Source organism: Lysinibacillus sp. NPDC097162 (assembly GCF_044762185.1).
Classification (GTDB): domain Bacteria; phylum Bacillota; class Bacilli; order Bacillales_A; family Planococcaceae; genus Lysinibacillus.
Genome location: NZ_JBIWDT010000001.1, coordinates 1,865,593 through 1,890,122, shown reverse-complemented (window position 1 = coordinate 1,890,122; position 24,530 = coordinate 1,865,593). Strand labels below are relative to the sequence as shown.

The following is a 24,530-nucleotide window of genomic DNA, read 5'->3' as shown; positions in this document are numbered from 1 at the left end:
GGAGATAAAAGATGAAAGCAATTTTATTTGTTGGCCATGGTAGCCGTTTAGCAGCAGGAAATGACGAGGTACGAACGTTTATAGAGCAAATGACGCCACGTATCGATGAAAGCTTTTTAGTAGAAACATGTTTTTTAGAGTTTGCCTCGCCAAACATTGAAGATGGTATAACGAATTGTGTGAAGAAGGGTGCTACAGAGGTACATGTAATTCCGATTATTTTACTTCATGCAGGTCATTCAAAAATGCATATTCCAGCAGAAATCGAACATGCACGTGAGCATTATCCAAATATTACATTCACGTATGGACAAACAATCGGTATTCATGACGAAATTTTTGCTATTTTAGAAGACCGCTTAGCAGAAATCGACTTCAATACTGAGGAAGAACATAAAGATACTGCTATTTTATTAATTGCACGTGGTGGCAGTGACCCAGCGGCAAATGGTGATTTTTATAAAATTACACGTTTGTTATGGGAAAAACTAAACGTTCAGTATGTGGAAAGCGCATTTATGGGCGTGACAGATCCGCGCGTTGAAGAAGGCATTGAACGCTGTGTCAAGCTCGGTGCTAAAAAAATTATTATGCTACCGTACTTTTTATTCACAGGTATTTTAATGGAACGTATGAATGGCATGTGCAAGCAATTTAATGAGCATTATCCTGACTGTGATATCCAGATTGCTAATTATTTTGGCTACCATGATCGTTTACAAAATGTGTTGTTAAACCGTATTGAACAAGCTGTGAATGGTACATCAACAGGTATGCAGGATTTAGAAAATTATCGTGCTTATGCGGCGGTACATGGACATGCGCATCATCATCACCATCATGATCACGACCACGACCATGACCACCATCATGACCACGAGCATGATCACCATCACGATCATCACCATGACGAGGAGCTAGTAAAATGATTTTCATGTTAGCAGGTACGAGCGATGCAAGGAATCTAGCACTTGAATTGCAGTCAGTGGGCTATGCGATTACGGCTACAGTTGTTACTGATTCGGCTGCTACAAGCCTTGCAGAGGTAGGTCTACCACATTTAGTTGGTAGACTAACTGCTGAGGAAATGGCAGCAATACTTACAGAACAAGGGTATCGCTTAGTTGTCGATGCCTCACATCCATTTGCAGAGGAAGCTTCTAAAAATGCGATGGCAGCAGCAAAGAGTGCTGGTGTTCCATACATTCGTTATGAACGCGCAAATGAACATTACGAACACCCTCTTATTACCGTTGTTAAAGATTATGAGGAAGCAGCACAGTTAGCAGCTGTAAAACGAGGCGTGATTATGCTGACGACTGGCAGTAAAACACTTGCAACGTTTACAAAGGTGTTACAAGGCTTAGAAAATACACGTGTTATTGCACGTATGCTTCCTCGCCTTGATAATATGGAAAAATGTGAAGCACTTGGTGTGGCGCAAAGAGATATTGTTGCTATTCAAGGTCCCTTTTCAAAAGAATTAAACGAAGCACTATTTCGTCAATACGATGTTACATTGATGATTACAAAAGAAAGTGGCAAAGTCGGCTCAGTCGATGAAAAGCTAGACGCTGCACTTGCCTGTGGTATTGAAACGATTTTAATCGCACGACCAAATATTCAATATGGCCAACAATACTCCTCATTTGAGGAAGTACTACAAGCTGTACAACACATACTTTAGGAGGCAAACCAAATGGATTTCAAAACAGATTTCAAACCATTAACAGTAGACCCAGACAAAATTTATGATTATAGTTTCTCGATAATTGCAGAGGAAATGGGCGAACATGATTTTACAGAAGATGAGTGGAAAATTGTCCGTCGTATTATCCACGCTTCTGCTGACTTCGAATTAGGACGTAGCGTCATTATTACACCAGGTGCAATTGAAGCAGGCATTAAGTCGATCCTTGCAGGTCGTCATGTCATTGCTGATGTACAAATGATTGAAAGTGGTTCAGGAAAAAAACGTTTCCAAAAGCATGGTGGAGATTTACACTGCTATATCGCAGATGAAGACGTTTCGATTGAAGCGAAAAAACAAAATACAACGCGTGCCATAATCTCAATGCAAAAGGCAACAAAATTACACGAAGGTGGCATTTATGCAATCGGAAATGCACCGACAGCCTTACTAGAGTTAATTCGCTTAATTAAAGAAGGCTTAGCGAAACCGGACTTAATTATTGGTATGCCAGTAGGCTTTGTGTCAGCAGCAGAGTCGAAAGAAGAGCTTTTAAAGCTAGAGGGGATTCCTTATATTACAAATGTTGGACGTAAAGGCGGTAGTACAGTGACGGTTGCTGCTTTAAATGCCGTTTCATTATTAGCGGACGAACAGGCGAAAAAATAATGGAGCGGAAGCCAAAAAAGGATCCTAAAGACATGCGTCACGGTTATACAACGGGAGCCTGTGCAACTGCAGTTACGAAAGCGGCATTATTAGCACTCATAACAAATGAAGAGCAGGAAACGAGTACGATTCATTTGCCAATAGGGCGAGATGCAACATTTACAATTGAAAAATGTACGTTTGGAAGCAACGTAGTAAGCTGTGAGACGATTAAGGATGCTGGTGATGATCCAGATGCGACACACAAAGCCCTTATTATTGGCACGGTAAGTTGGGCTGATACACCGGGGATACATTTAGATGGCGGTATTGGCGTCGGGCGAGTAACAAAGCCCGGCTTACCTGTTGCTGTTGGAGAAGCAGCGATTAACCCTGTACCACGTAAAATGATACATAGTACCGTGCAAGATGTGCTTGAAGAGTTTCAAATTAATCGCGGCGTTAATGTTGTTATTTCTGTACCAGAGGGCGAGGAAATTGCAAAAAAAACATTAAATGGACGGCTTGGTATTATTGGCGGCATTTCCATTTTAGGCACAAGGGGAACCGTCGTGCCTTTTTCGAGTTCTGCGTATATGGCAAGTATTGTTCAAGCTATTAGTGTCGCAAGGGCAGCTGGCTGTGAACATGTAGTTGTAACAACAGGTGGGCGTAGTGAAAAGTTTGGGATGGCCCAATATCCTACCTTACCTGAGGAAGCGTTTATTGAAATGGGTGATTTTGTCGGCTTTACATTAAAGCATTGTAAACGACTTGGCATTAAGCAAGTATCGCTCGTTGGGATGATGGGGAAATTTTCAAAGGTGGCTCAAGGGGTAATGATGGTGCACTCCAAAAGCGCAGCCATTGATTTTAATTTTTTAGCGCAGTTAGCCATTGATATTGGGGCAGATGAAGAAACAGTAGCACAAGTAAGAGAGGCAAATACCGCATCACAAGTTGGTGAAATAATGGCTGAAAAAGGCTATGATGCTTTCTTTCATCACCTATGCGAGGCATGCTGTTATTCATCTTTACACCATATTAGAGGGGGCTTGACGGTCTCCACATCGATTTATTCGATGCAGGGACAATTATTAGGAAGGGCTGATGACATTGCATCGATCGATGAAATTGATTGGGATCGGGGATAACGGACAGGAAAGTTTACTACCACAGTATAGACAGTGGATTGAAGACTGCGAGGTGCTCGTAGGTGGTGAGCGTGTCCTTGATTTTTTTACAAGCTTTACAGGAGAAAAAATAGTCATTAAAGGTGGTCTTTCGACGCTTGTTGAAAAACTTTCCGAAGAAACGCGTAAGACAGTTATTTTAGCATCTGGTGATCCACTATTTTACGGCATCGGGGGCTATTTAGCAAAGAAGCTAAATATCGAAGTATATCCGTATATGAGCTCTGTACAGCTTGCGTTTTCAAAAATGGGCGAAAGCTGGCAGGATGCCTATGTAACTAGTATTCACGGGCGACCAATGAAAGGCTTAGCGCAACGTATGGATGGTAAAAAGAAAGTAGCATTACTAACAGATGCAGACAATAATCCAAATGCACTGGCACGTTATTTAAAGCATTTTGGTATGACAGAATACCGTGCTTTTGTGGCAGAAAATTTACAAGGTATTGATGAAAAATATGGCTGGTACTCTCTTGATGAATTAGAAGAAGCAGAATTTTCATCTCTCAATGTTGTAATTCTACAGCAAACGTCAGCTCCGAAGCGCTATGCACTTGGTATTGATGATGAAGAGTTTTCACAACGTAAGCCAGATAAAGGACTGATTACGAAAAAGGAAATTCGTGTATTAAGTTTGCAAGCAATGCAGCTTCAAAAGGACAGTACGATTTGGGATGTCGGCACATGCACAGGCTCCATGGCAATTGAAGCTGGTAAATTGGCACCAGAAGGTCAAGTGTATGCAGTGGAAAAAAATGCTCCTGATTTAGAAAATTGCCTACAAAATCAACAGAAGTTCCGTGTCGATGTAACGGCTATTCATAGTAAAGCTCCTGCAGGACTCGAGCATTTTCCAGACCCAGATGCGATTTTTATCGGCGGAACAGGTGGGGAAATGGTGGAGCTATTACAGCTGTGCTGTACGCGCTTAAAGCCCAATGGTCGCATTGTCTTAAATGCTGCTACAATTGAAAATTTATATAAGGCAGTCGAGGCGTTTAAAGCTTGCGGCTTTGCAGTAGAAATTTTACAGGCGCAACTTGCACGTAGTAAACCAATTTTAGATATGACTCGCTTTGTCCCATTAAACCCGATATATATAATTTCGGCATATCGAAAGGAAGAAAATCATGAGTAATCTTGGTATTTTATATGGCTTAGGCGTAGGCCCTGGCGATCCAGAATTAATTACAGTAAAAGCATTCCGTGTTATCCAGGAGTCACCAGTTATTGCCTACCCTAAAAAATTAAAGGGTAGCAAAAGCTATGCACACCGCATCGTAGACGTTTACATTAATCCAGAGGAAAAAGATATGCTTGGTCTTGTTTTCCCAATGACGAAGGATGAGGCAGTATTAGAACGTGAATGGACGAAATCTGTTGAACTTGTTTATGGTAAATTGAAAGAAGGCAAGGATGTTGCATTTGTGACAGAAGGTGATCCTCTTTTATACAGTACTTTTATCCATATGATGAAGCTAATGCAGGACATGCATCCAGACGTAGAAATTCGTACAGTACCTGGTATTTCATCATTCAATGGTTCTGCATCACGTCTAGGCATTGCCCTTGCTGATGGAGATGATCGTGTCGCAATTATTCCAGCTCATGATAATTATGAAGCAATGCGTGAAGCAATTGAAAGTCATGATGCAGTCGTATTTATAAAAGTAGCAAAGGTTATTGATTTAATGCTAGAAGTACTGCGTGATTTAGACTTACTTGATAAAGCTTCCGTTGTAACAAAGGTTACATCTGATGAGGAAATTATTTGGGATGTACGTGAACTAGACGGTGTAGATTTAGAATATTTAACATTAATGGTGGTGCGTAAATAATGAAGAAAATTTATATTGTTGGTGCAGGCCCAGGAGACCCGGATTTAATTACTGTCAAAGGTTTACATATGCTACAAACAGCGGATGTTGTTATGTATACGGATTCGTTAGTCAATGAAGATCTTATTGCAAAGGCAAAGCCAGACGCGGAAGTAATTCGTACGGCCGGCATGCATTTGGAAGAAATGGTTGCGGTCATGGTAGAGCGTGTCAATGCAGGTAAAGTAGTAGCACGTATGCATACAGGCGACCCTGCGATGTATGGTGCAATCATGGAACAAATTGCCTTATTGAAGAAGGAAGGGATTGGCTATGAGGTCATTCCTGGCGTTAGCTCGGTTTTTGCTTCAGCCGCAGCAATCGGGGCCGAGTTAACAATTCCCGATTTAACACAAACGCTTATTTTAACTCGTGCAGAAGGACGTACACCTGTGCCTGAGTTTGAAAAGCTACGTGATCTTGCTAGCCACCATTGTACGATTGCGTTGTTCTTAAGTGCAACGCTAACAAAGAAAATCGTCAAAGAATTGCAAAGTGCGGGATGGTCTGATGATACGCCAGTTGCCGTGATTCAGCGTGCAACTTGGCCCGATCAAAAAATTGTTCGTACGACTTTAGTTGAGCTTGATGAGGCGATGCGTGTCAATGGTATACGTAAACATGCGATGATTTTAGCAGGTTGGGCATTGGACCCAAATATCCATGATAAAGATGAGTACCGTTCAAAATTATATGATGCGACCTTTACACATGGCTTCCGAAAAGGTGTGAAGACAAGTGATTGAATTACAAGAAGGTGTACTTCCTGAAGTTGATCAGCGTAATCCTTATGCAGTTGTAGCCATTACGAAGCATGGTGTTCAAATAGGACGCAAACTACAGCAAACATTTGCGGCAAGCGATTTATATTATATGAGTAAATTTGAACATGGCGACGAAGATGAAAAGCATATTCAGCTTTTTACAGGTACGGTGCGTTTATTACTGCCAACACTTTTTAAGCAGTATAAAGGATTAATCTTAATTATTTCACTTGGTGCGGTTGTGCGCATGATTGCACCAATTTTACAGGATAAGAAGACCGATCCTGGTGTGGTTGTTATTGATGACCGTGGGGAAAATGTCATAAGTGTGCTATCGGGCCATTTAGGCGGCGCGAATGAGCTAACGCATGAGGTTGCAGCGGCGCTAGGAGCAAATCCTATTATTACAACAGCTTCTGATGTTCAAAAAACTATTCCTGTTGATTTATTTGGTGCACGTTTTGGCTGGGTTTGGGACAGTGCAGATAAGCTAACACCTGTTAGTGCCTCTGTTGTCAATGAGGAACACGTTGCGATTGTACAGGAAGCTGGGGAACGTGATTGGTGGATGCGTGATACACCAATGCCTGAGCAAATAAAAATTTACCCATCAGCACACGACGCGATTGAGGCGAAACCTCATGCTACGCTGTTCATTACCGACCGTATAATTGAACCCGAGGAAGAAGTGCTGCTAGAGAATGGCGTCATTTATCGACCAAAATCGATTGTACTTGGAATGGGGTGTAATCGCGGGACGGCTGTTGAAGAAATTGAACAAGTCATTAATGAAACGTTAGCTGAGCTGAAGCTATCGAAAAAAAGTGTAAAAGCACTGTGTACAATTGATTTAAAAAAAGACGAAACTTGTTTTATTGAAATAACAAAAAAATATGATTGGGAGTTTGTAACATATACTCCAGAACAGTTAAATGAAATCAATTTCCCATCACCATCTGAAACGGTATTTAAATATACAGGGGCATATGGGGTAAGTGAACCAGCTGCAATGCGCTATGCACAGGTCGAATCACTCGTATTACCAAAGAAAAAGTCAGGCAATGCTACGATTTCTGTAGCAAGATTAGTATTTTAAGGAGGGAGCCTATGCAAACAAATCGCTTTGTACTTGCAGGGACAGGTAGTGGTGTTGGCAAGACAACATTCACAATTGGCCTAATGAAAGCATTGCAGGAAAAAGGTAAAGTCGTGCAAGGCTTTAAATGTGGTCCTGATTATATTGACCCTAGCTACCATACTGCTGTGACAGGACGTGTATCGCGTAATATTGATAGTTGGATGTTTTCGCATGATGCGGTACGTGATATTGTTGCACGTGCGAGCATGGATGCAGACGTTTCGATTATAGAAGGCGTAATGGGCTTTTATGATGGCAAAAGTCCGTTATCTGACGAAGGTTCGGCTGCGGACATTAGTGTTGTTACAGAAAGTCCGGTTATTTTAATCGTTAATTGTGCAAGTATGGCTCGCAGCGTAGCGGCAGTTGTAAAAGGCTTTCAGCTACTATCTGACCAGCCAAACATTGTCGGCGTTATTGCAAACCAAGTAGGTAGTGTAGGCCATTATGAAATTGCCAAAGCTGCGATTGAGCAGGAATGTGGTATTCCGGTTATAGGTTATTTAAAACGTGAAACAGGCATAGATATTCCAAGTCGCCATTTAGGGCTTATTCCTGCGATTGAACGAGGTGAGCTCGATTCATTTTTTGACAAGCTAGGTGCTTTAATGGCAGAGACGATTGATTTGGATTTATTGTTGTCATTAACAAAGGCACCCGTTCTACAAGAGACGGGTCAACTATTTGCTGAACAACCTGCAAAAAATATTTGTATTGCGGTAGCAAAAGATGCTGCATTCAACTTCTATTACGAGGAAAATTTAGCACTTTTACGAGCAAAAGGAGCAACATTGCAATTTTTCTCACCACTTGCAAATGAACCTGTGCCAGCCGAAGCAGATGGTTTATATATTGGTGGAGGCTTCCCAGAGGAATTTGCTGATACGCTAGCCAAAAATACTGACGTGAAAACATCCATTCGTGAAGCAATCGCGAAAGGTTTACCGACATTAGCTGAATGCGGTGGCTTTATGTATTTGACTGAGGCGATTACGAATAGTCAAGGTGAACGCCATGAAATGCTCGGTGTGATTCCTGGTGAAGTAGCGATGCAAACAAAGCTTGCGGCACTTGGCTATCGTGAAATCTTTGGGACAACGTCTAACTTTTTAATCGGTAAGGACGAACAAGCAAAGGGCCATGAATTCCATTATTCATCATATAGTGGTACTCATGACACTCCTGCTTACGAAACGAAAGGGCGTTTTGGCAATAAAGAAGAAGGTTACCAAACAGGGAATCTAGTAGCTGGCTATACGCATTTTCATTTTGTTTCGAATCCTAAGCTTGTTGAAAACTGGTTAACAGCATGTAAGAAGGTGAAAACAAATGACTAATTACTTTCCTATCCATTTAAATATCGAATATAAAACTGTTGTTATTGTAGGTGGAGGTCATGTAGCGACGCAAAAGGTTACGTCATTGCTACCAGCTAAAGCAAACATTGTCATAGTTAGCCCGACGTTACACGACACATTAGTGCCACTTGCAGAATCAGGGCAAATAACATGGCGTGAAAAAGAATTTGAGCCACGTGATTTAGATGATGCAACACTTATTATCGCAGCGACGAACGATACAAACGTCAACAATGCGGTACAAGAAGCGGCGCAACATTGGCAGCTCTTAAATCGAGCAGATGCACAGGGTGAGAGCGACTTTATAACACCTGCAACAATTCGTCGCGGTCCTTTAGTGTTGACGGTTTCTACTTCTGGTGCAAGCCCAGCACTTGCACGCAAAATAAAAGAAGATTTAACTGAGCAATTTGATGCTGTATATGAAGATTACGTATGCTTTTTACAGCAAGCTCGTCTAATGGTTACTGCTAAATTTGATAAGGGTAATCAAAGACGTGCCGCATTACAAGCACTACTTGAGCCAAACTTATTAGCATGGACACGCAGTGGAGAGATTGACCGACGAGAGGCGTATTTACAACAACTATTGACGGGAGAAACGCGATGAAAGAGGGAATTGTATATTTAGTAGGGGCTGGCCCGGGAGATCCGAAGCTCATTACAGTGTATGGGCTAGAATGTATTCAAAAGGCCGATGTCATTGCATACGATCGTCTAGTGAATCCGAAATTATTAGATTTTGCAAAAAAAGATGCAGAGCTTGTGTACTGTGGTAAATTGCCTGGTAAGCACCATCTAATTCAAGACGAAATTAATGCATTGCTTGTCGAGAGAGCGCAAGAAGGCAAAGTTGTAACTCGTTTAAAGGGTGGCGATCCTTTTGTTTTTGGTCGTGGTGCTGAAGAGGCGGAAATATTAAAAAATCATGGCATACCTTATGAAGTGGTACCGGGTATAACTGCTGGAATTGCAGCTCCTGCATATGCAGGTATTCCTGTTACACATAGAGATTTTGCCACAAGTTTTGCACTAGTTACAGGTCACGGTCGCGAGGAAAAAGGACAAGATTTTTTAAATTGGCCAGCACTTGCAACTGGTATCGATACTGTCGCATTTTATATGAGTGTAGGCAATATTGCATATATCGCAAAAAAGCTTATTGACAATGGTCGCCCAGCGACTACGCCCGTTGCCGTAATTGAATGGGGTACAACTGAGCAACAGCGTACGATAACAGGACCACTAAACGACATTGCTAATATTATTGAACGTGAGGGTTATCATAATCCTTCTATGATCGTCGTAGGGGATGTTGTCAATGTACGTGAAAAAATTCAATGGTTTGAAGAGCAAGGGCTCGCTTTTAGCTAATGTTGCGATGGCACCTTGCTATTCTCTTAGATAAATAGATAGACAGGCAAATGACAAAAGAGATGTACTTAAAGGAGGATAACTTCATGACAGTAATTGAAGCATTAAAAAAACGTCGTGCAATTCGCAACTATACAACTGAGCCTATTGAAAAGGAAAAAATAGAACAAATTTTACAAGCCGCAACGTATGCACCTAACGACCGTATGCGTGAACCTTGGCATTTTTATGTAATACAAGGTGACGCGATGAAACGTTATGAAGCAATGGCTAGTACATATTTGCAAGAACGTTTTCCAACGAAGCCTAATTTAGTAGAAAGTTCATTAAAGGTTGTTCAAACAACACCTGTTGCAATTGTTGTGACAGCCGATATTGTGGAAGATGATGAAGATGCAACCGAAGATAATATTTTTGCTGTATGCAGTGCGATTATGTCCATGTGGCTAGCAGCAGAGGAGCTAGGGCTTGGATTCGTATGGCGTACGCGAGGCGTTGGACTTGTTCATGATGCACGCATGCATACATTTATCGGTGCAAGTGAAAATCAAAAGGTTGTCGGTACTATTTTCATTGGCTACCCAGAAGAGCAAGAGCTTAAAGACAAAAAACGAACATCATTTGAAGAGAAAACAACTTGGCTTTAAGGAGGTAGGAAAAATGGCTAGAAAAGGCTTGTTTTTAGTATACACAGGTGATGGCAAGGGGAAAACGACAGCTTCCCTTGGCGTAACATTGCGTGCAGTAGGGCGTGGTTTAAATGTGCGTTATATGCAGTTTATAAAATCGCCAGAGCGTACGTACGGTGAACAAATTGCCCTATCGAAACTTGGGGTAGAAATGGAACAAATGGGCATAGGGTTTACATGGACAAAAACACCAGAGGAGCATCGTGTTGCATTAGCAAAAGCTTGGCAAAAAGCAAAGGAAGCCTTACAAGATGATAGCATTGATTTACTCGTTTTAGATGAGCTTAATAATGCATTGGCAATTACAAAATTCCCAATTGATGACGTTCTCCCATTAGCTGAAGTACTCGAAGCCATTGCACAACGTCCTCCTACAATGCATCTTGTCGTAACAGGACGCAGTGCCAATCCTGCCCTTGTTGCCATGGCTGATTTAGTTTCAACAATTGATGCAACGAAACATTATTACGAAGAGGGAATTCCTGCTGTCAAAGGACTTGAATTCTAAATCCATTTGTCCAATTTTCGATTTTATATTCAATGGGGGGATATTCAGGAATGATTTAAAGTCACTGAATATAAGCTACTCTCCTAAGTATCAAGGAGGGAAATCAGAATGCCAGCAAAGTCAATTATGATTCAAGGAACAGCCTCTGACGTAGGTAAAAGTATGATATGTACGGCATTATGTCGCATTTTTTCAGATGATGGACTAAAAGTGGTACCTTTTAAGTCGCAAAATATGGCGCTTAATTCATTTGTAACCGAAGATGGCGGAGAAATTGGCCGTGCGCAAGGGGTACAGGCTGAAGCAGCTCGTGTTGTAGCGACAACAGATATGAATCCAATTTTATTAAAGCCAAAGCAGGACATGGTATCTGAGGTTATTGTACATGGCAAGCATTTTTTAAATATGGATGCTAAGAGCTATCGCAATCAATTTGTACAACAAGCAATGCCGATTGTTGAGAAGTCTGTACGTACTTTACAAAATACATATGATGTTATTGTGCTTGAAGGTGCGGGAAGCCCGGCTGAAATTAATTTAAAGGATCGCGATATCGCCAATATGCGTATGGCACATTTAGCAGATGCGGCAGTTGTGTTAGTAGCTGATATTGACCGGGGTGGTGTGTTTGCATCCATTATTGGGACGTTAGCTTTGCTTGATGACGCAGAGCGTGCACGTGTAAAAGGACTCATTATTAATAAATTCCGCGGTATGCGCGAGCTTTTAGACGATGGCATTGAATGGGTAGAGCGTGAGACAGGCATCCCTGTTTTAGGTGTTGTGCCTTATGTAGATGTGAATATTGAAGCTGAAGATTCATTAGCGCTGTCTGCACTGCGATTTAAAAAACCGAAGCCTGGTGAGTTTTCTGTAGATGTGGCGATGATTCGTTTACCTCGCATATCGAATTTCACAGATATTGATCCATTTTTTGATGAGCCAGAGGTTGGTGTACGTTTAATCGGCAATGTGGCTGAGCTTGGCACACCGGATTTGCTTATACTACCTGGCACTAAAAGCACAATGGATGATTTAGCATGGCTTAAGGCACAAGGCTTTGCTCAAGCGATTTCAAACTTACGTGCACGTGGAACTAAAATCATTGGCATATGTGGCGGATTTCAAATGCTCGGTGAAGTGTTGCTCGATCCAGATGCAGTTGAAGGAAATGGCGACTCAGCACAGGGTCTCGGCTTATTACCGATGGAAACCGTATTTGTAGGAGATAAAAAAACTGTACAAATGTCGGGGACGCGCGGAAACGATACATTGACAGGCTATGAAATCCATCTTGGTCGTACACAAATTTTACGAGATGAAGTATCACCATTTTTACAATTAGCAGATGGTCGTGTAGATGGAGCAGTAAGTGCGGACGAACAAGTAATTGGTACATACTTCCATGGATTGTTCCATAATCGTAACTTTACACGTCAGCTTGTTAATAATATTCGCATTTCAAAAGGGCTGGCAACATTGCCGACAGATGTTAAAAGCGATGCTGAGCGCAGGGAAGATGCCTACAATATGCTAGCATCACATGTGCGTGCTAATTTAAATATGGAAAAAATATATGAGATGTTAAAAATTGAGGTACATGGATGACTAGAAAAGGACCGTTAGCTATTAACTTTGAAGCATTATGGCAAGAAGGCATGAAGGATTGGCAAGGTCAAATGCCAGAGCGCATGGTCAATGATCAATTAGAGGAACAGTTTTGGTCTCAATCGTTAGCGCGCAAAAAAATTGGCCAAACCGATCCTTATGCAGCCCGTATTTTTCAAGAAATAAAGAAACATATTCAACCACATCATTCTGTAGTTGAAATTGGTCCAGGATGGGGCAATTATACGTTTCCGCTTGCAGAATATGTGCGTGACCTAACGTGTGTAGATAGCTCAGACAGCATACTTGCATACTTACAACATTGTTTGCAAGAAAAGAGCCATGTATCCTATGTTCACGCGAAGTGGGAGAAGCTTGATGAAAATGAGCTACAAGCACATGACATTGTAATTGGCGTAAATTGTTTTTATCGCATGTACGAAATTAAATCGGCTCTTTATCACATGAATCGACTTGCTAAAAAACGAGCGATTATCGGCATGACAACGGGGCCAATTCAGCCGCATTATGAGGTATTACATGACAAGTTCGGTTATGACATTAAATATCCGCGAAGAGATTATATAGAATTTTTGAATTTACTATATGAAATGGATATATATGCAGATTGTGACATTATTCCGTTAAAGCGAACGTATGAATACGAATCATACAATCAGCTAGTGACAACACAAAGCAAAAAAATATTGAGTGCTGATTTTAATAGATCACATGTTGAGGAAGCACTTGCCCCGTTTATAGAGGAAAAGAACGGTCGATATTACTATCGTCATGATTTTCATGCTGCACTCGTATCGTGGGAACCTAAATAACAGAAAAACCTTTGGTGATAGCTTTCACCAAAGGTTTTTCTTCTGTTTAGCAATAGGGTACAATAGAACGACAGAAAAAGAATTGAGGTGGCAGTTGTGCAACTGCATTTTTTAGGAACAGGCGCAGGCATGCCTTCAAAGGAACGTAATACGAGCGCATTAATGGTAAAGCTACTAGATGAAAACGGTGAAATGTGGCTATTTGATTGTGGAGAGGCGACACAACACCAAATTTTGCATACATCCTTAAAGCCACGTAAAGTGTCGAAAATATTTATTACACATTTACATGGTGATCATATTTTTGGTTTACCAGGATTTTTGAGCTCGCGTTCATTTCAAGGTGGTGATGAGCCGCTAACTATTTTTGGTCCAGCAGGCTTACAGCAATGGGTAGAGCAGACTTTTTCATTATCAAAAACACATTTAACTTACCCATTACACTTTGTAGAAGTACGCGAAGGTATTATTTACGAAGATGAAAAGTTTACAGTGCATGCTAGTGAATTACGTCATGTTGTCCCATGTTTTGGCTACCGTATAGAGCAAAAGGATTTACCTGGCGAGTTACTGATGGAGAAAGTACAATCTTTCGGCGTACCAAAAGGACCTTTACTTGGCCAGTTGAAAAGAGGACAAGACATCGAACTTGAAAATGGTACAATTATTAGAGCAAAAGATGTTGTTGCTCCTCCTAAAAAAGGCTTTACACTCACTATTTTAGGGGATACAAAATTTTGCGAAGAAGCGATTTCATTGGCCAATCAATCAGATGTAATTGTACATGAGGCAACATTTGATGGGAGCACAACCGATTTAGCTGCTAGCTATGGTCATTCGACAAATATCGAAGCGGCAATGGTAGCAAGTAGAGCAAGTGCAAAATATTTACTTCTTAATCATTTAAGTGCACGTTTTTTACCACATGATTTACCAGTATTTTTAGCAGAAGCCCAAGCAATCTTTCCGCAAACTTTCCTCACATTAGACCAATCGGTATTTAATTGGAGTAATGATAAATTATTTTAATTGACCAACAAGTGATCACTTTAACTAGTTTAGAAAGCTTTCACAAAAGGCTAACAGCAAAAAAAGATGAATGAACTGACTGCCATTATTGATATGTTTTAGGGTACTGTTGAAAAGCTAGAGTAATCTGCTAGTAAGTGTTAAGTAGAATTGTTAAAAGTTAGGGTGTTTGTAGAAATATAGTGCGATTAGTAGATGATTTCCGTATAATTAAGTAAAAGGGGAGTGGTTGTATGGATCAACAAAAGATGCCACCAGCTGTTTTACGTTTACTTGTTATCTTTCCAAACGTGTTAAGCTATTTATTATTAGGCGGACTCATTATTTATGTTACTTCAAATTATGATTTGTTAAAATCAACAGAGAGCTTAAAGGTATGGCTAATTTTTATCGCAGTCCTTGCACCAGCAGCAGCCTATACAACCTTTAGTATTGTTAAAAAAATTCGCGCTGGTCATATGTAACAAATATAATAGCGTACAAAGTAACACGTTGCATCTTTTCGAGGATGCAACGTGTTTTTTAATAGAAAGAAAGCAAAACCTAGCCCAGAAAATTGTTGAATTGCATGGAAAGAGAATAAAAAAATATCATATAGGAAAACTAAAAATACAAAGTGTAAATCGTTATTATAAAGAACTGAGGTGCCGTACATGAATCAACCAAACTGTGATTCCGCTCCGTTAAAACAAACAATCAAAGAAGAACTTAGTCAAGTTATTTTGTCTTTACAGCAAAGTTTAACCGCAATGGATTCGCTAGAAGATTGCTTACTTGCAGATTTGAAAAAAATTAAAGAACAATTTGTAACGATTGAAATGCAGGCAGCCACGTTTTATTTAAATTGCTATTTGTCTCCATTCACTGAAAAATATCCAGAGCTATCGATTTGCGTACAAAATATGTCAAAAAGACGTCATGGTGGATTAATTGTATTTGAAAGAGAGAGTCCAATTGAACATCTTATAAAGCCGGGGATTCATATTGGAGCGGAATTAACACATTCTTTGCTAGAATCTATTTTTTACCCAGGCAATCCTCTCCATGATGGTGCTGTGTTAGTTAAGAGTAATCGAATTATCTCAGCAGCAAATGTACTACCTCTTTCAGACATTTATACAGGCGATAAAAAACTTGGAACGAGACATCGAGCTGCGATAGGCTTAAGTGAGCTCAGTGATGCTTTAATCATGGTTATATCAGAAGAAACCGGAAGAATTTCTTTTGCTTTTAATGGAAGCTTACACCCAATTACTTCAGATGGGATTTTATAGTATAAAACAGGCTCTATTCACAATATCTCAAATTCGAGATATTTTCCTTGCAACTTTGTCACTTGCGTGGTAAAGTGATGATACAGTTCGAGGAAGGGAGGGCAAAGTGATGGAAAAACATACACTAGGCTCGCTAACATGGCTACGAATGATGCGCTTTACGAATCAAAGTAATCAGCTATCGAATGAATTTTTAAAACGTTTTAACTTAACAACTGCACAGTTTGATGTACTAATTCAAATTAAAACATACGCACCGTTAACACAGTCACAGCTAGCGGAAAAAGTTACAGTAACGCAAGGTGGTATCTCACGAATGCTTGCCCGTCTTGAAAAAGAAGGACTAATTGAGCGTAAGCAAAACTGGAAAACAAAAACAATATCTCTAACTGTCAAAGGTGAGCATTTGATTGATGCGGCTACACCTAGTCAGCTTCACTTTCAATCCTCATTTTTTGAAGAAGTTTTATCAGAGGAAGAAATGAAATCTTTATATACACTTATGTCAAAACTAGAAAAGCATAGCCGAGAAAAAAAATTACCTTAGGCGTGATTTTTTTTACAACATCACTTGCTTAGTCAAGTGAAAATCAGGAGGACTCTACATGAATAAATTAAGCGGACATCATCATATTTCAATGTTAACAAAAAATGGTAAACGTAATAATGAGTTTTATACAAAAATTCTTGGTTTACGTCGAGTGAAAAAAACAGTTAATCAAGATTCACCTTCCATGTACCATTTATTTTATGGCGATCGTACAGGAGCAGCGGGAACAGAATTAACATTTTTTGAAATGCCTGTAGCAGGACGAACAGTACGTGGAACAAATGCGATTACGCGAATAGGCTTATTAGTACAAAGCTATGATAGTTTATTATATTGGAAAAAGCGTTTTGAGCTTTTACAAGTGGAACATAGCGACATAGCGACATATGCGGGCAAAGATGCTTTATTTTTTGAGGATCATGAAGGTCTGCGCATGGTGCTTATAAATCATGATGGACAGCCGACACCAGCCGAATGGCAAGTATGGGATGGTACCCATATTGCAGCAGAGCATCGCATTTTAGGCATGGGCACCGTTGAAATTACGGTTCGTTATTTACAGCGTACAGTGAATGTATTACAAGAACTTTTTGACTATACAGTGGTCACTGAAGATGACAAAGAAGTACGCCTTCAATCAATTGCTGGTGAAACGTTTGGAGAAGTCATCGTCAAGGAATTGGAGGGACCGAGTGAAAAGCCCGGTCGAGGCAGTATTCATCACCTTGCATTACGTGTAGCGACGGTAGAAGACCTTCAAAAATGGGATGAATTAATTAAAGCGCGTGGTTTAGACAGCTCAGGTGTTGTCGATCGTTATTACTTCCAAAGTCTATATTTTAGAGATCGCAATGGCATTCTGTTTGAATTGGCGACAGATGGACCTGGATTTACAGTAGATTCCGCTATTGAGGATTTGGGGAATGAACTGGATCTACCACCATTTTTAGAAGCAAAACGCGCAGAAATTGAAGCGATTTTAGAACCACTTGATTAAAGGAGAGAGCACAATGGAAAATTATCGTATCGATCAATCACAAGGTTTAGAATTTGGACTTTATTCACTGGGAGATCATATTCCAAACCCATTAACAGGTGAACGGATATCTGCCCAACAGCGGATACAGGAGCTAATTGAAATGAGCCAATTAGCCGAGCAAGCTGGCATCAATGTATTTGGAGTAGGCGAAAGTCATCAATCGTATTTTACAACACAGGCACATACGGTCGTTTTAGGCGCGATTGCACAAGCAACGAAAAAAATTAAAATAGCAAGTTCTGCCACCGTGTTGAGTGTATCAGACCCAGTAAGAGTGTATGAGGACTTTGCAACAATTGATTTAATTTCAGATGGGCGTGCTGAAATTGTAGCAGGGCGAGGTTCGCGCGTTGGCGCTTATCATTTACTTGGCGTCGATTTACAGGACTATGAAGAAATTTTTGAGGAAAAATTAGAACTGCTAAAAAAAATTAATGAAGAAGAGCTTGTTACGTGGGAAGGGCAGTATAGAACACCTCTACACAATGCGCAAATTTTACCACAGCCTAAAAATGGCTCACTACCAATTTGGCGCGCAGTTGGAGGTCCGCCGGCAAGTGCTATAAAAGCAGGGTATATGGGCATTCCAATGATGTTAACAACATTAGGTGGCCCAGCAATCAACTTTAAACCTTCAGTCGATGCATATCGTGAGGCAGCTGATAGAAGCGGTTTTGATGCAGAGCAGTTACCAATTGCCACTACAAGTTTATTTTATGTAGCAGATACATCAAAAGAAGCTTTGCAAAATATGTATCCTCATCTAAATGGGGGCTTCCAAGCAATTCGTGGTGGTGGTTATCCAAAACAACAATTTGCCCAAGCAGTTGATACACGTGATGCCTTAATGGTCGGAAGTAAGGAACAAATTATTGAAAAGTTGCTATATCAATATGAACTTTATGGCATGCAACGTTTTATGGCACAAATTGATTTTGGTGGGGTGCCTTTCGATAAATTGATGAAGAATATCGAAATAATTGGCAATGACATCTTACCAGCAATAAAAAAATATACAGCGAAATAAGGAGCGAGCAGCATGAAAATTGTAGCACTAGCAGGTTCAATTGTCGGCTCTAAAACCAAAATAGCCATTCATAAAATTGTAGAAGTACTAAATGAAAAATACCCAGAGCATGATGTAACAATACTTGACCTAGCTCAGTATAATATTGCATTTAGTGATGGCCGTAATTACGTAGATTACGAGGGTGATACGAAGTATGTGGCAGAAACTATTATGGCTGCTGATGCATTAGTGATTGGTACACCAACATTTCAAGCTTCGATTTCGGCAACATTAAAAAATATTTTCGATTTACTTCCTGTTAATGCTTTTCGTGATAAAACGGTCAGCGCAATTGTAACAGCGGGGACATCTAAACATTATTTAATGGTAGAGCAACAATTAAAGCCAATTCTTGCTTATATGAAAGCTCATATTGTACCGACCTACGTTTTTATAGAAGAAAAGGATTTCTTACGCAAAGAAATTGTCAATGACGATGTTCTTTTCCGCTTAGAGCGTTTAGCAGAAGATACAGTTATGGTAGCAGATGCCTTCGCTGAAATCCGTGCTAAAAAAGATGCGGAGTATGATTTTTAACACAAATTTTAAGGGGAAACTACTAATCTAAGAGGATAATAGGAACACTGCATGGTAATCATGCAGTGTTTTTTTAAATATAGATAACTTTTGCCGTTGATTTCCGTTGCGGGCGGGCGCTTTCCGCGGGCACAGTGTAAGCCGCAACCCTCGCTAATGCGCGGCTTGTTGCGTCTTACGTTCTGTGCTGTTCCCGCAGGAGTCGCCGCCCTTCACTCCAATCAACAAGTGTCAATACTCTCTTTCGGAGGGAAGTTAAAATACAGTACAATTATAGCACTTATGACTAAATAGGATAGTCGTCTGCTTCCATCATTAAATAAATTTAGAAGTCTACTGCCTGTTGATTTCCGTTACGGGCGGACGCTTTCCGCGGGCACAGTGTAAGCCGCAACCCTCGCTGTCGGCAAGGGGTCATCAACAAAAGTAAAGAAAATAGACGTTTGGATTGGACCTGTGCACTAGAAACTGGGAGAATGTAGTTAAAAGGAGTGGAGATTTTATGGTATTTTCATTGTTTAAGAAAAATAAAAAGCCTCAGCAAATGACCAATAGAGTTGAGTTTTGCATAACAAATTTATCGCTCGGTGCAGCTGATGCCTACGATGTTTTAGCAGAGCGATCAGATATAGAAATAGAAGAATCAGGTTGTACTTCCCACTGTGAAATTTGCGAGCAGGGCATTTTTGCAATTGTTAATGGCGAGATTATTACGGCATCTGACGAACCTTCACTAGTACAAGCGGTTGATGAAGAAATCAAGCAAAATCCGCTTTTTTAAAAGTGATAACCCGAGAGCAATCGCCGATAGAAATACATGAATCGCCGATAACCCGAGGGCAATCGCCGATAGAACTGCATGAATCGCCGATAACCCGTGAAAAATCGCCGATAAAAGCAAAAAATCGCTGATAGCTCAAAAGTTACTAAGCTATCAGCGTGTGTAAAAGTGCTTATAGGAAAAGTGAGTTACCAACCACGAACATATTGCACAGGTGGTTCAATTTTTTCGCCAAGTTCCTTTGCAGCATGGAGTGGCCAATAAGGATCACGTAATAAAACACGACCTAAGAAAATTAAATCAGCGCGATTATTTTGCAATATTTCTTCTGCATGCTGCGCTGTTGTAATTAAACCAACTGCACCAGTAGGAATATTTGCCCCAAGTTTTATCGTTTCAGCATGTGGCACTTGATAGCCAGGGAACGGATGAATATGTGCCTGTACGACACCGCCAGTTGAGACATCGACTAAATCTACGCCCTGCGTTTTCATCCAACGACTAAAGACGATAAAGTCCTCCATCGTTGTGCCATCTTGTGCGTAGTCTTCCGCAGAAACACGAACGAGTAAAGGGCCTTCCCAAACGCTTCGAATTGCATCAATTACTTGACGTAGCAAGCGATAGCGATTTTCCTGAGAACCACCGTATAGATCACTTCGTTTATTCGTTGCTGGTGACAAAAATTCACTAATTAAATAGCCGTGTGCACCGTGAATCTCAAGCACATCAAAACCTGCTTGACGGGCGCGAACGGCAGCTTTTTTAAAGGCTTCAATGACATATTCAATATCATTAAGTGTCATTTCAGACGGTGTTTTATAATCATTACTAAAAGCAATGGCTGAAGGACCAAAAATTTCACCATCTACAGTCGCTTTCCGTCCTGCATGGGCAAGCTGAATGCCTGTTTTAGCTCCGTAAGCTTGCATATTTGTTACTAATTGTTGTAAACCTTCGATATGCGCATCATCCCAAATACCAAGGTCGTTGCTAGAGATTCGCCCCTCGGGTACTACAGCAGTAGCCTCCAATAGTATTAACCCAATTTGTCCAGCGGCACGTGTTGCATAATGTACAAGGTGGAAAGGTGTAACAAACCCGTCATCCTTAGCAGAATACATACACATTGGGGCCATGACAATGCGGTTTTTTAACGAAATCGTTTGTAATTGGTATGGTTCAAATAATTTAGTCAATGCAAAGACCCTCCTAATTCCTAGTGAATACCTCTATTTTGCATGGATTACTTACTTTTTGCAAGTGCGCGAGATCGAGCTTCAGCTTCTTTTATGCATGCTTCAATCGCTTCATTAAATTGATATTGTTCCAGCGCTTTAATACCAGCTTCTGTTGTACCACCTGGACTAGTAACTTTTTTCCGAAGCACATCAGGCTCATCAACGGATTGCTTTAACATTTCTGCTGTACCTGCGAGGGTTTGCGTCATCAGTAATCTTACAGTATCTTTTGAAAGCCCTACCTCAATTCCTACTCGTTCAAATGCTTCCATTAAATAATAAATATATGCAGGGCCACTGCCAGATAGCGCTGTAACCGCATGCAACTGGTCTTCCTCAACTTCAATCACAGAACCAACAGCTTCTAATAATTGTAAAAACATGGTACGTTGTGTAGCTGATACATGCCCATTAAATGCTATACCACTTGCGGACATACCGATCGTTGCAGATGTATTTGGCATTACTCGAGCTACAGGGCGCAATCCTAACTGTTCTGTTATAGTGCTAATAGCAATACCAGCTAAAATGGATAGAATCGCAGTATGCTCTGTTATTTTCGATTTTAGTTCTAGCATTGCTTTAATGGCATCCTTTGGTTTCATTGCTAAAATGATGAGATCTGCTTGCTGATAAATAGTCTCTTCAACGTTACAATTAATGCCGTACGTGTCGTGTAAAAATTGTAACCGTTGCTTATCTGAGCGATTGGTGACATAAATTTCTTGTGGCTTAAATACATTCTGCTTAATCCAGCCTTGCATCAATGCTTCTGCCATCGAGCCTGCACCAATAAAAAGTATTTTTTTCATAGAAAAAACCTCCGATTCAAAATAAAAAAGCGCTCTCGTCCTTAAATAGAAGGACGAAAACGCTATCGTTTCCGCGGTACCACCTTTGTTTGCCAATTGGCACAACTCTTAGCCCTTTTATCGCAAGGGGGACGGTTATGTTGTCATAACTGCTCAGAAGTAGGTTCTGTAATGGGAGTGGGTGATGTTACTTGCAGCAAATGTAACACTCTCTAGACACCTTCACCAACTACATACTTGGCTTCCTCAACGCACATAAATAATTTGATTATTCAAAATTATATTGATAATATGTCTAGCTGTCAACAGGAGGGGTGACTTAAGAAAGAAAAACTTGTAGAATAGATGAATCGGTATTCATTAGTTGCGCAAAAAAGGGGGAGACAGCTTTGTCGATACATAAAATAGAAATTCCAACGCCCTATGAAGTAGGAGACGTCAATGCATTTGTTGTCAAAGGTGATGCATTAACAATATTTGATGTTGGTCCAAAAACAATGGAAGCTTATGATGCACTCAAATGGGGTATTCGAGCAGCTGGCTTTGATTTACGAGATATTGAACAGGTTGTTTTAACCCATCACCATCCTGATCATGCGGGATGGGTTGATGCTTTTCCACATGCAGAAATTTTAGGCCATGCCTATAACGATAAATGGCTACGTCATGACGAAGAGTTTTTACGTTATCATGAGCAGTTTTACAGTGAGCGTTTGTTCGAGCATGGCGTCCCACTAGAATATATTCAACAGAGTGTCCATGTTCGTCGAGAATTAGAGCTTGTTGGAGAGCGACCATTGACACAAATTTTACATGATGGGGATGAAGTACCCGGTCATCCGGGTTTAAAGGCAATTGAAACATTAGGACATGCACAAAGTCATTTCATTTTTTGGGATGAAAAAACGCATAATGTTATTGGCGGAGATTTATTGTTAGAAAAAATTACACCTAATCCATTAATTGAACCACCTTTAGACCGCACACTAGGTCGCCCGAAATCATTGTTGCAATATAATGCATCGCTTGAAATATTACGTCAATTGCCTGTAAACATTATGTACACAGGGCATGGAGCAAATTTAGAAGACATACCACATTTAATTGATAAACGTCTTGAACGGCAACATCATCAATCTATGAAGGTGTATGAGTTATTTGGCGGTGATGAGTTAACGGTTGTACAAATGACAAAACGTTTATATCCATCGATTTTTCAGCATCAGCTTGGCTTGACATTATCAAAGACACTTGGACATTTAGACTATTTAGAGGCAAATAACCTAGTGGTTTCTGAGAAGAATAATGAAGGTGTCTATTTGTTTAAAAGAAAGTAGGTTTTATACATGAAAATGAATAAAAAGACAATCTTTGTAACAGGTGCAACGAGTGGAGTTGGCTTGAAAATTACCGAATTGTTAGTTGCACAAGGCCATATCGTATATGCCACAGGGCGTAATGAAGTAGCTTTAAAAACATTACAACGTTTAGGGGCCAATGTAATACAAGCTGATTTAACTTCACTAACAGCAATCGATGACGTATGTGCGCAGCTACCTATGCTTGATGTAGCCATTTTTTCTGCTGGTGTAGGGAAGTTCGCTATTGCACCGATGTTATCAGATGACGATATTACCGAAATGGTGGAGCTTAATATTCGTGTTCCGATGTATTTAGCAAAGCGTCTAGCGACTCGAATGATTGCGCGTGAACAAGGGCAACTAATATTTATCGGTTCACAGGCCGGTAAGGTAGCAACGCCTAAAGCAAGTGTATATGCTGCGACAAAACACGCCATTGTCGGCTTTACAAATGGCCTGCGTATGGAGCTAGCCCCATACAATATTAAAGTAACGGCGATACATCCTGGACCAATTGATACACCATTTTTAGATAAAGTAAATGATGAAAGTGGTTATCGAGAGTCCTTAGGTAGATTGTTATTAACACCAGAAGAGGTGGCACAAGCGACGGTAAAAACAATTGAACGTCCAGTCCGAGAAGTGAACTTGCCACGAATGATGGGATTGACGAGTAAACTATATGCATTAGCGCCAGCTACCATCGAATTTTTAGCAAAACCATTATTCAATAAAAAATAATTTGAGAATTTGAGTGCCAGTCACCCAAACAATTTATAAATATTCAAGCAAACACCTACAGAGACTCCTACAGAAACGTATATTTGCTAAGTGCCAGTCACTCAAACAATTTATAAATATCCATGTGAAAACCCACTAAGGCTCCTGCGGCTTACGATGTAACCGCAGAAAGCGAAGTGGTTTTTTTCGTTTAATAGCCAGCGCCTTTTAATATCGTATACATTCATCTAAATAGGAATAAGTCGTACTTTCGAGTGAAAATATTCACTGTTCGAATAATAGCAATAATTATTGCTATTGCAGACTTTTAACATTCTTCACAAAAGTATATTATTTTATAAAAATGCACTTGTATTTATTTTTATAACATGTTACTATTCGTGTATAAACTTTTAAGTGAGTGTATAAACATACAT

General features: G+C 40.3%; 27 protein-coding genes. 25 read left to right on the top strand and 2 right to left on the bottom strand.

All coding sequences use genetic code 11. The features are described 5' to 3' along the window. Window positions 1-11: 11 nt before the first annotated feature. The 23 genes from ACIQXW_RS09625 (at window position 12) to ACIQXW_RS09515 (ending at window position 19,959) form a co-directional block, all read left to right on the top strand. Window positions 12-929, top strand: a complete 918-nt coding sequence (locus tag ACIQXW_RS09625; RefSeq protein ID WP_402761529.1) for a sirohydrochlorin chelatase — start codon at window positions 12-14, stop codon at window positions 927-929. After that, complete coding sequence (gene cobK, locus ACIQXW_RS09620) at window positions 926-1,687, top strand: precorrin-6A reductase (RefSeq protein ID WP_340823953.1); 762 nt, start codon at window positions 926-928, stop codon at window positions 1,685-1,687. Before ACIQXW_RS09625 ends, cobK begins: the two co-directional genes overlap by 4 nt. A gap of 12 nt (window positions 1,688-1,699) precedes the next feature. Beyond that, window positions 1,700-2,359 (top strand): precorrin-8X methylmutase, encoded by a 660-nt coding sequence (locus tag ACIQXW_RS09615; RefSeq protein ID WP_340823954.1) that lies wholly within the window; start codon window positions 1,700-1,702, stop codon window positions 2,357-2,359. Beyond that, window positions 2,359-3,492, top strand: coding sequence for a cobalt-precorrin-5B (C(1))-methyltransferase (locus ACIQXW_RS09610; protein WP_340823956.1), 1,134 nt, complete (start codon window positions 2,359-2,361; stop codon window positions 3,490-3,492). Before ACIQXW_RS09615 ends, ACIQXW_RS09610 begins: the two co-directional genes overlap by 1 nt. Beyond that, complete coding sequence (cbiE, locus tag ACIQXW_RS09605; RefSeq protein ID WP_402761525.1) at window positions 3,449-4,669, top strand: precorrin-6y C5,15-methyltransferase (decarboxylating) subunit CbiE; 1,221 nt, start codon at window positions 3,449-3,451, stop codon at window positions 4,667-4,669. Before ACIQXW_RS09610 ends, cbiE begins: the two co-directional genes overlap by 44 nt. Beyond that, complete coding sequence (cobI, locus tag ACIQXW_RS09600) at window positions 4,662-5,369, top strand: precorrin-2 C(20)-methyltransferase (protein ID WP_340823958.1); 708 nt, start codon at window positions 4,662-4,664, stop codon at window positions 5,367-5,369. Before cbiE ends, cobI begins: the two co-directional genes overlap by 8 nt. Beyond that, entirely contained in the window at window positions 5,369-6,154 is a 786-nt protein-coding gene (cobM, locus tag ACIQXW_RS09595; RefSeq protein WP_401017398.1) for a precorrin-4 C(11)-methyltransferase, read from the top strand. The genes cobI and cobM overlap by 1 nt, the downstream gene beginning before the upstream one ends. Continuing rightward, entirely contained in the window at window positions 6,147-7,268 is a 1,122-nt protein-coding gene (locus ACIQXW_RS09590) for a cobalt-precorrin 5A hydrolase (protein WP_402761521.1), read from the top strand. Before cobM ends, ACIQXW_RS09590 begins: the two co-directional genes overlap by 8 nt. 11 nt (window positions 7,269-7,279) lie before the next feature. Further along, complete coding sequence (locus ACIQXW_RS09585; RefSeq protein WP_402761518.1) at window positions 7,280-8,647, top strand: cobyrinic acid a,c-diamide synthase CobB; 1,368 nt, start codon at window positions 7,280-7,282, stop codon at window positions 8,645-8,647. Beyond that, window positions 8,640-9,278, top strand: coding sequence for a precorrin-2 dehydrogenase/sirohydrochlorin ferrochelatase family protein (locus tag ACIQXW_RS09580; RefSeq protein WP_402761515.1), 639 nt, complete (start codon window positions 8,640-8,642; stop codon window positions 9,276-9,278). Before ACIQXW_RS09585 ends, ACIQXW_RS09580 begins: the two co-directional genes overlap by 8 nt. Then, window positions 9,275-10,042 (top strand): uroporphyrinogen-III C-methyltransferase, encoded by a 768-nt coding sequence (gene cobA / locus ACIQXW_RS09575; protein ID WP_340823965.1) that lies wholly within the window; start codon window positions 9,275-9,277, stop codon window positions 10,040-10,042. Before ACIQXW_RS09580 ends, cobA begins: the two co-directional genes overlap by 4 nt. 86 nt (window positions 10,043-10,128) lie before the next feature. Then, entirely contained in the window at window positions 10,129-10,689 is a 561-nt protein-coding gene (locus tag ACIQXW_RS09570; protein ID WP_340823967.1) for a nitroreductase family protein, read from the top strand. Window positions 10,690-10,702: 13 nt separating this feature from the next. Continuing rightward, window positions 10,703-11,239 (top strand): cob(I)yrinic acid a,c-diamide adenosyltransferase, encoded by a 537-nt coding sequence (locus ACIQXW_RS09565; RefSeq protein ID WP_340823968.1) that lies wholly within the window; start codon window positions 10,703-10,705, stop codon window positions 11,237-11,239. A 108-nt stretch (window positions 11,240-11,347) separates the two neighbouring features. Beyond that, window positions 11,348-12,847 carry a cobyric acid synthase gene (locus ACIQXW_RS09560; protein ID WP_340823969.1) on the top strand — a complete coding sequence of 500 codons (1,500 nt, stop codon included), beginning with the start codon at window positions 11,348-11,350 and terminating at the stop codon, window positions 12,845-12,847. Next, window positions 12,844-13,680, top strand: coding sequence for a class I SAM-dependent methyltransferase (locus ACIQXW_RS09555; protein ID WP_402761510.1), 837 nt, complete (start codon window positions 12,844-12,846; stop codon window positions 13,678-13,680). Before ACIQXW_RS09560 ends, ACIQXW_RS09555 begins: the two co-directional genes overlap by 4 nt. 96 nt (window positions 13,681-13,776) lie before the next feature. Beyond that, window positions 13,777-14,709, top strand: coding sequence for a ribonuclease Z (gene rnz / locus ACIQXW_RS09550; protein ID WP_402761507.1), 933 nt, complete (start codon window positions 13,777-13,779; stop codon window positions 14,707-14,709). 233 nt (window positions 14,710-14,942) lie between these two features. Next, window positions 14,943-15,173 carry an acyl-phosphate glycerol 3-phosphate acyltransferase gene (locus ACIQXW_RS09545; protein ID WP_340823974.1) on the top strand — a complete coding sequence of 77 codons (231 nt, stop codon included), beginning with the start codon at window positions 14,943-14,945 and terminating at the stop codon, window positions 15,171-15,173. A 189-nt stretch (window positions 15,174-15,362) separates the two neighbouring features. Then, window positions 15,363-15,983 carry a sporulation-specific diadenylate cyclase CdaS gene (cdaS, locus tag ACIQXW_RS09540; protein ID WP_402761504.1) on the top strand — a complete coding sequence of 207 codons (621 nt, stop codon included), beginning with the start codon at window positions 15,363-15,365 and terminating at the stop codon, window positions 15,981-15,983. Between the two features lie 109 nt (window positions 15,984-16,092). After that, the gene (locus ACIQXW_RS09535) at window positions 16,093-16,530 is read left to right on the top strand and encodes a MarR family winged helix-turn-helix transcriptional regulator (RefSeq protein WP_340823977.1); all 438 of its coding nucleotides are present in this window, start codon (window positions 16,093-16,095) and stop codon (window positions 16,528-16,530) included. Window positions 16,531-16,588: 58 nt separating this feature from the next. After that, window positions 16,589-17,530, top strand: coding sequence for a ring-cleaving dioxygenase (locus tag ACIQXW_RS09530; protein WP_402761501.1), 942 nt, complete (start codon window positions 16,589-16,591; stop codon window positions 17,528-17,530). A 13-nt stretch (window positions 17,531-17,543) separates the two neighbouring features. Further along, window positions 17,544-18,599, top strand: coding sequence for an LLM class flavin-dependent oxidoreductase (locus ACIQXW_RS09525; protein WP_402761498.1), 1,056 nt, complete (start codon window positions 17,544-17,546; stop codon window positions 18,597-18,599). A gap of 12 nt (window positions 18,600-18,611) precedes the next feature. Beyond that, entirely contained in the window at window positions 18,612-19,178 is a 567-nt protein-coding gene (locus tag ACIQXW_RS09520; RefSeq protein ID WP_402761495.1) for an NADPH-dependent FMN reductase, read from the top strand. Window positions 19,179-19,680: 502 nt separating this feature from the next. Continuing rightward, window positions 19,681-19,959 (top strand): YuzB family protein, encoded by a 279-nt coding sequence (locus tag ACIQXW_RS09515; RefSeq protein WP_402761492.1) that lies wholly within the window; start codon window positions 19,681-19,683, stop codon window positions 19,957-19,959. A 188-nt stretch (window positions 19,960-20,147) separates the two neighbouring features. Here the strand turns inward: ACIQXW_RS09515 and namA are convergent, their stop codons facing one another. Both namA and proC read right to left on the bottom strand, forming a co-directional pair. Then, the gene (gene namA / locus ACIQXW_RS09510; RefSeq protein ID WP_402761489.1) at window positions 20,148-21,158 is read right to left on the bottom strand and encodes an NADPH dehydrogenase NamA; all 1,011 of its coding nucleotides are present in this window, start codon (window positions 21,156-21,158) and stop codon (window positions 20,148-20,150) included. A 47-nt stretch (window positions 21,159-21,205) separates the two neighbouring features. After that, on the bottom strand, window positions 21,206-22,012 hold the full coding sequence (proC, locus tag ACIQXW_RS09505; protein ID WP_402761486.1) for a pyrroline-5-carboxylate reductase: 807 nt from the start codon (window positions 22,010-22,012) through the stop codon (window positions 21,206-21,208). 389 nt (window positions 22,013-22,401) lie between these two features. Here proC and ACIQXW_RS09500 point away from each other — a divergent pair, with 389 nt between their 5' ends. Both ACIQXW_RS09500 and ACIQXW_RS09495 read left to right on the top strand, forming a co-directional pair. Further along, a complete protein-coding gene (locus ACIQXW_RS09500) occupies window positions 22,402-23,349 on the top strand; it encodes an MBL fold metallo-hydrolase (protein WP_401017362.1) in 948 nt (315 codons plus the stop codon). A gap of 9 nt (window positions 23,350-23,358) precedes the next feature. Next, a complete protein-coding gene (locus ACIQXW_RS09495; protein WP_340823993.1) occupies window positions 23,359-24,114 on the top strand; it encodes an SDR family NAD(P)-dependent oxidoreductase in 756 nt (251 codons plus the stop codon). The last annotated feature ends 416 nt before the right edge of the window (window positions 24,115-24,530 follow it).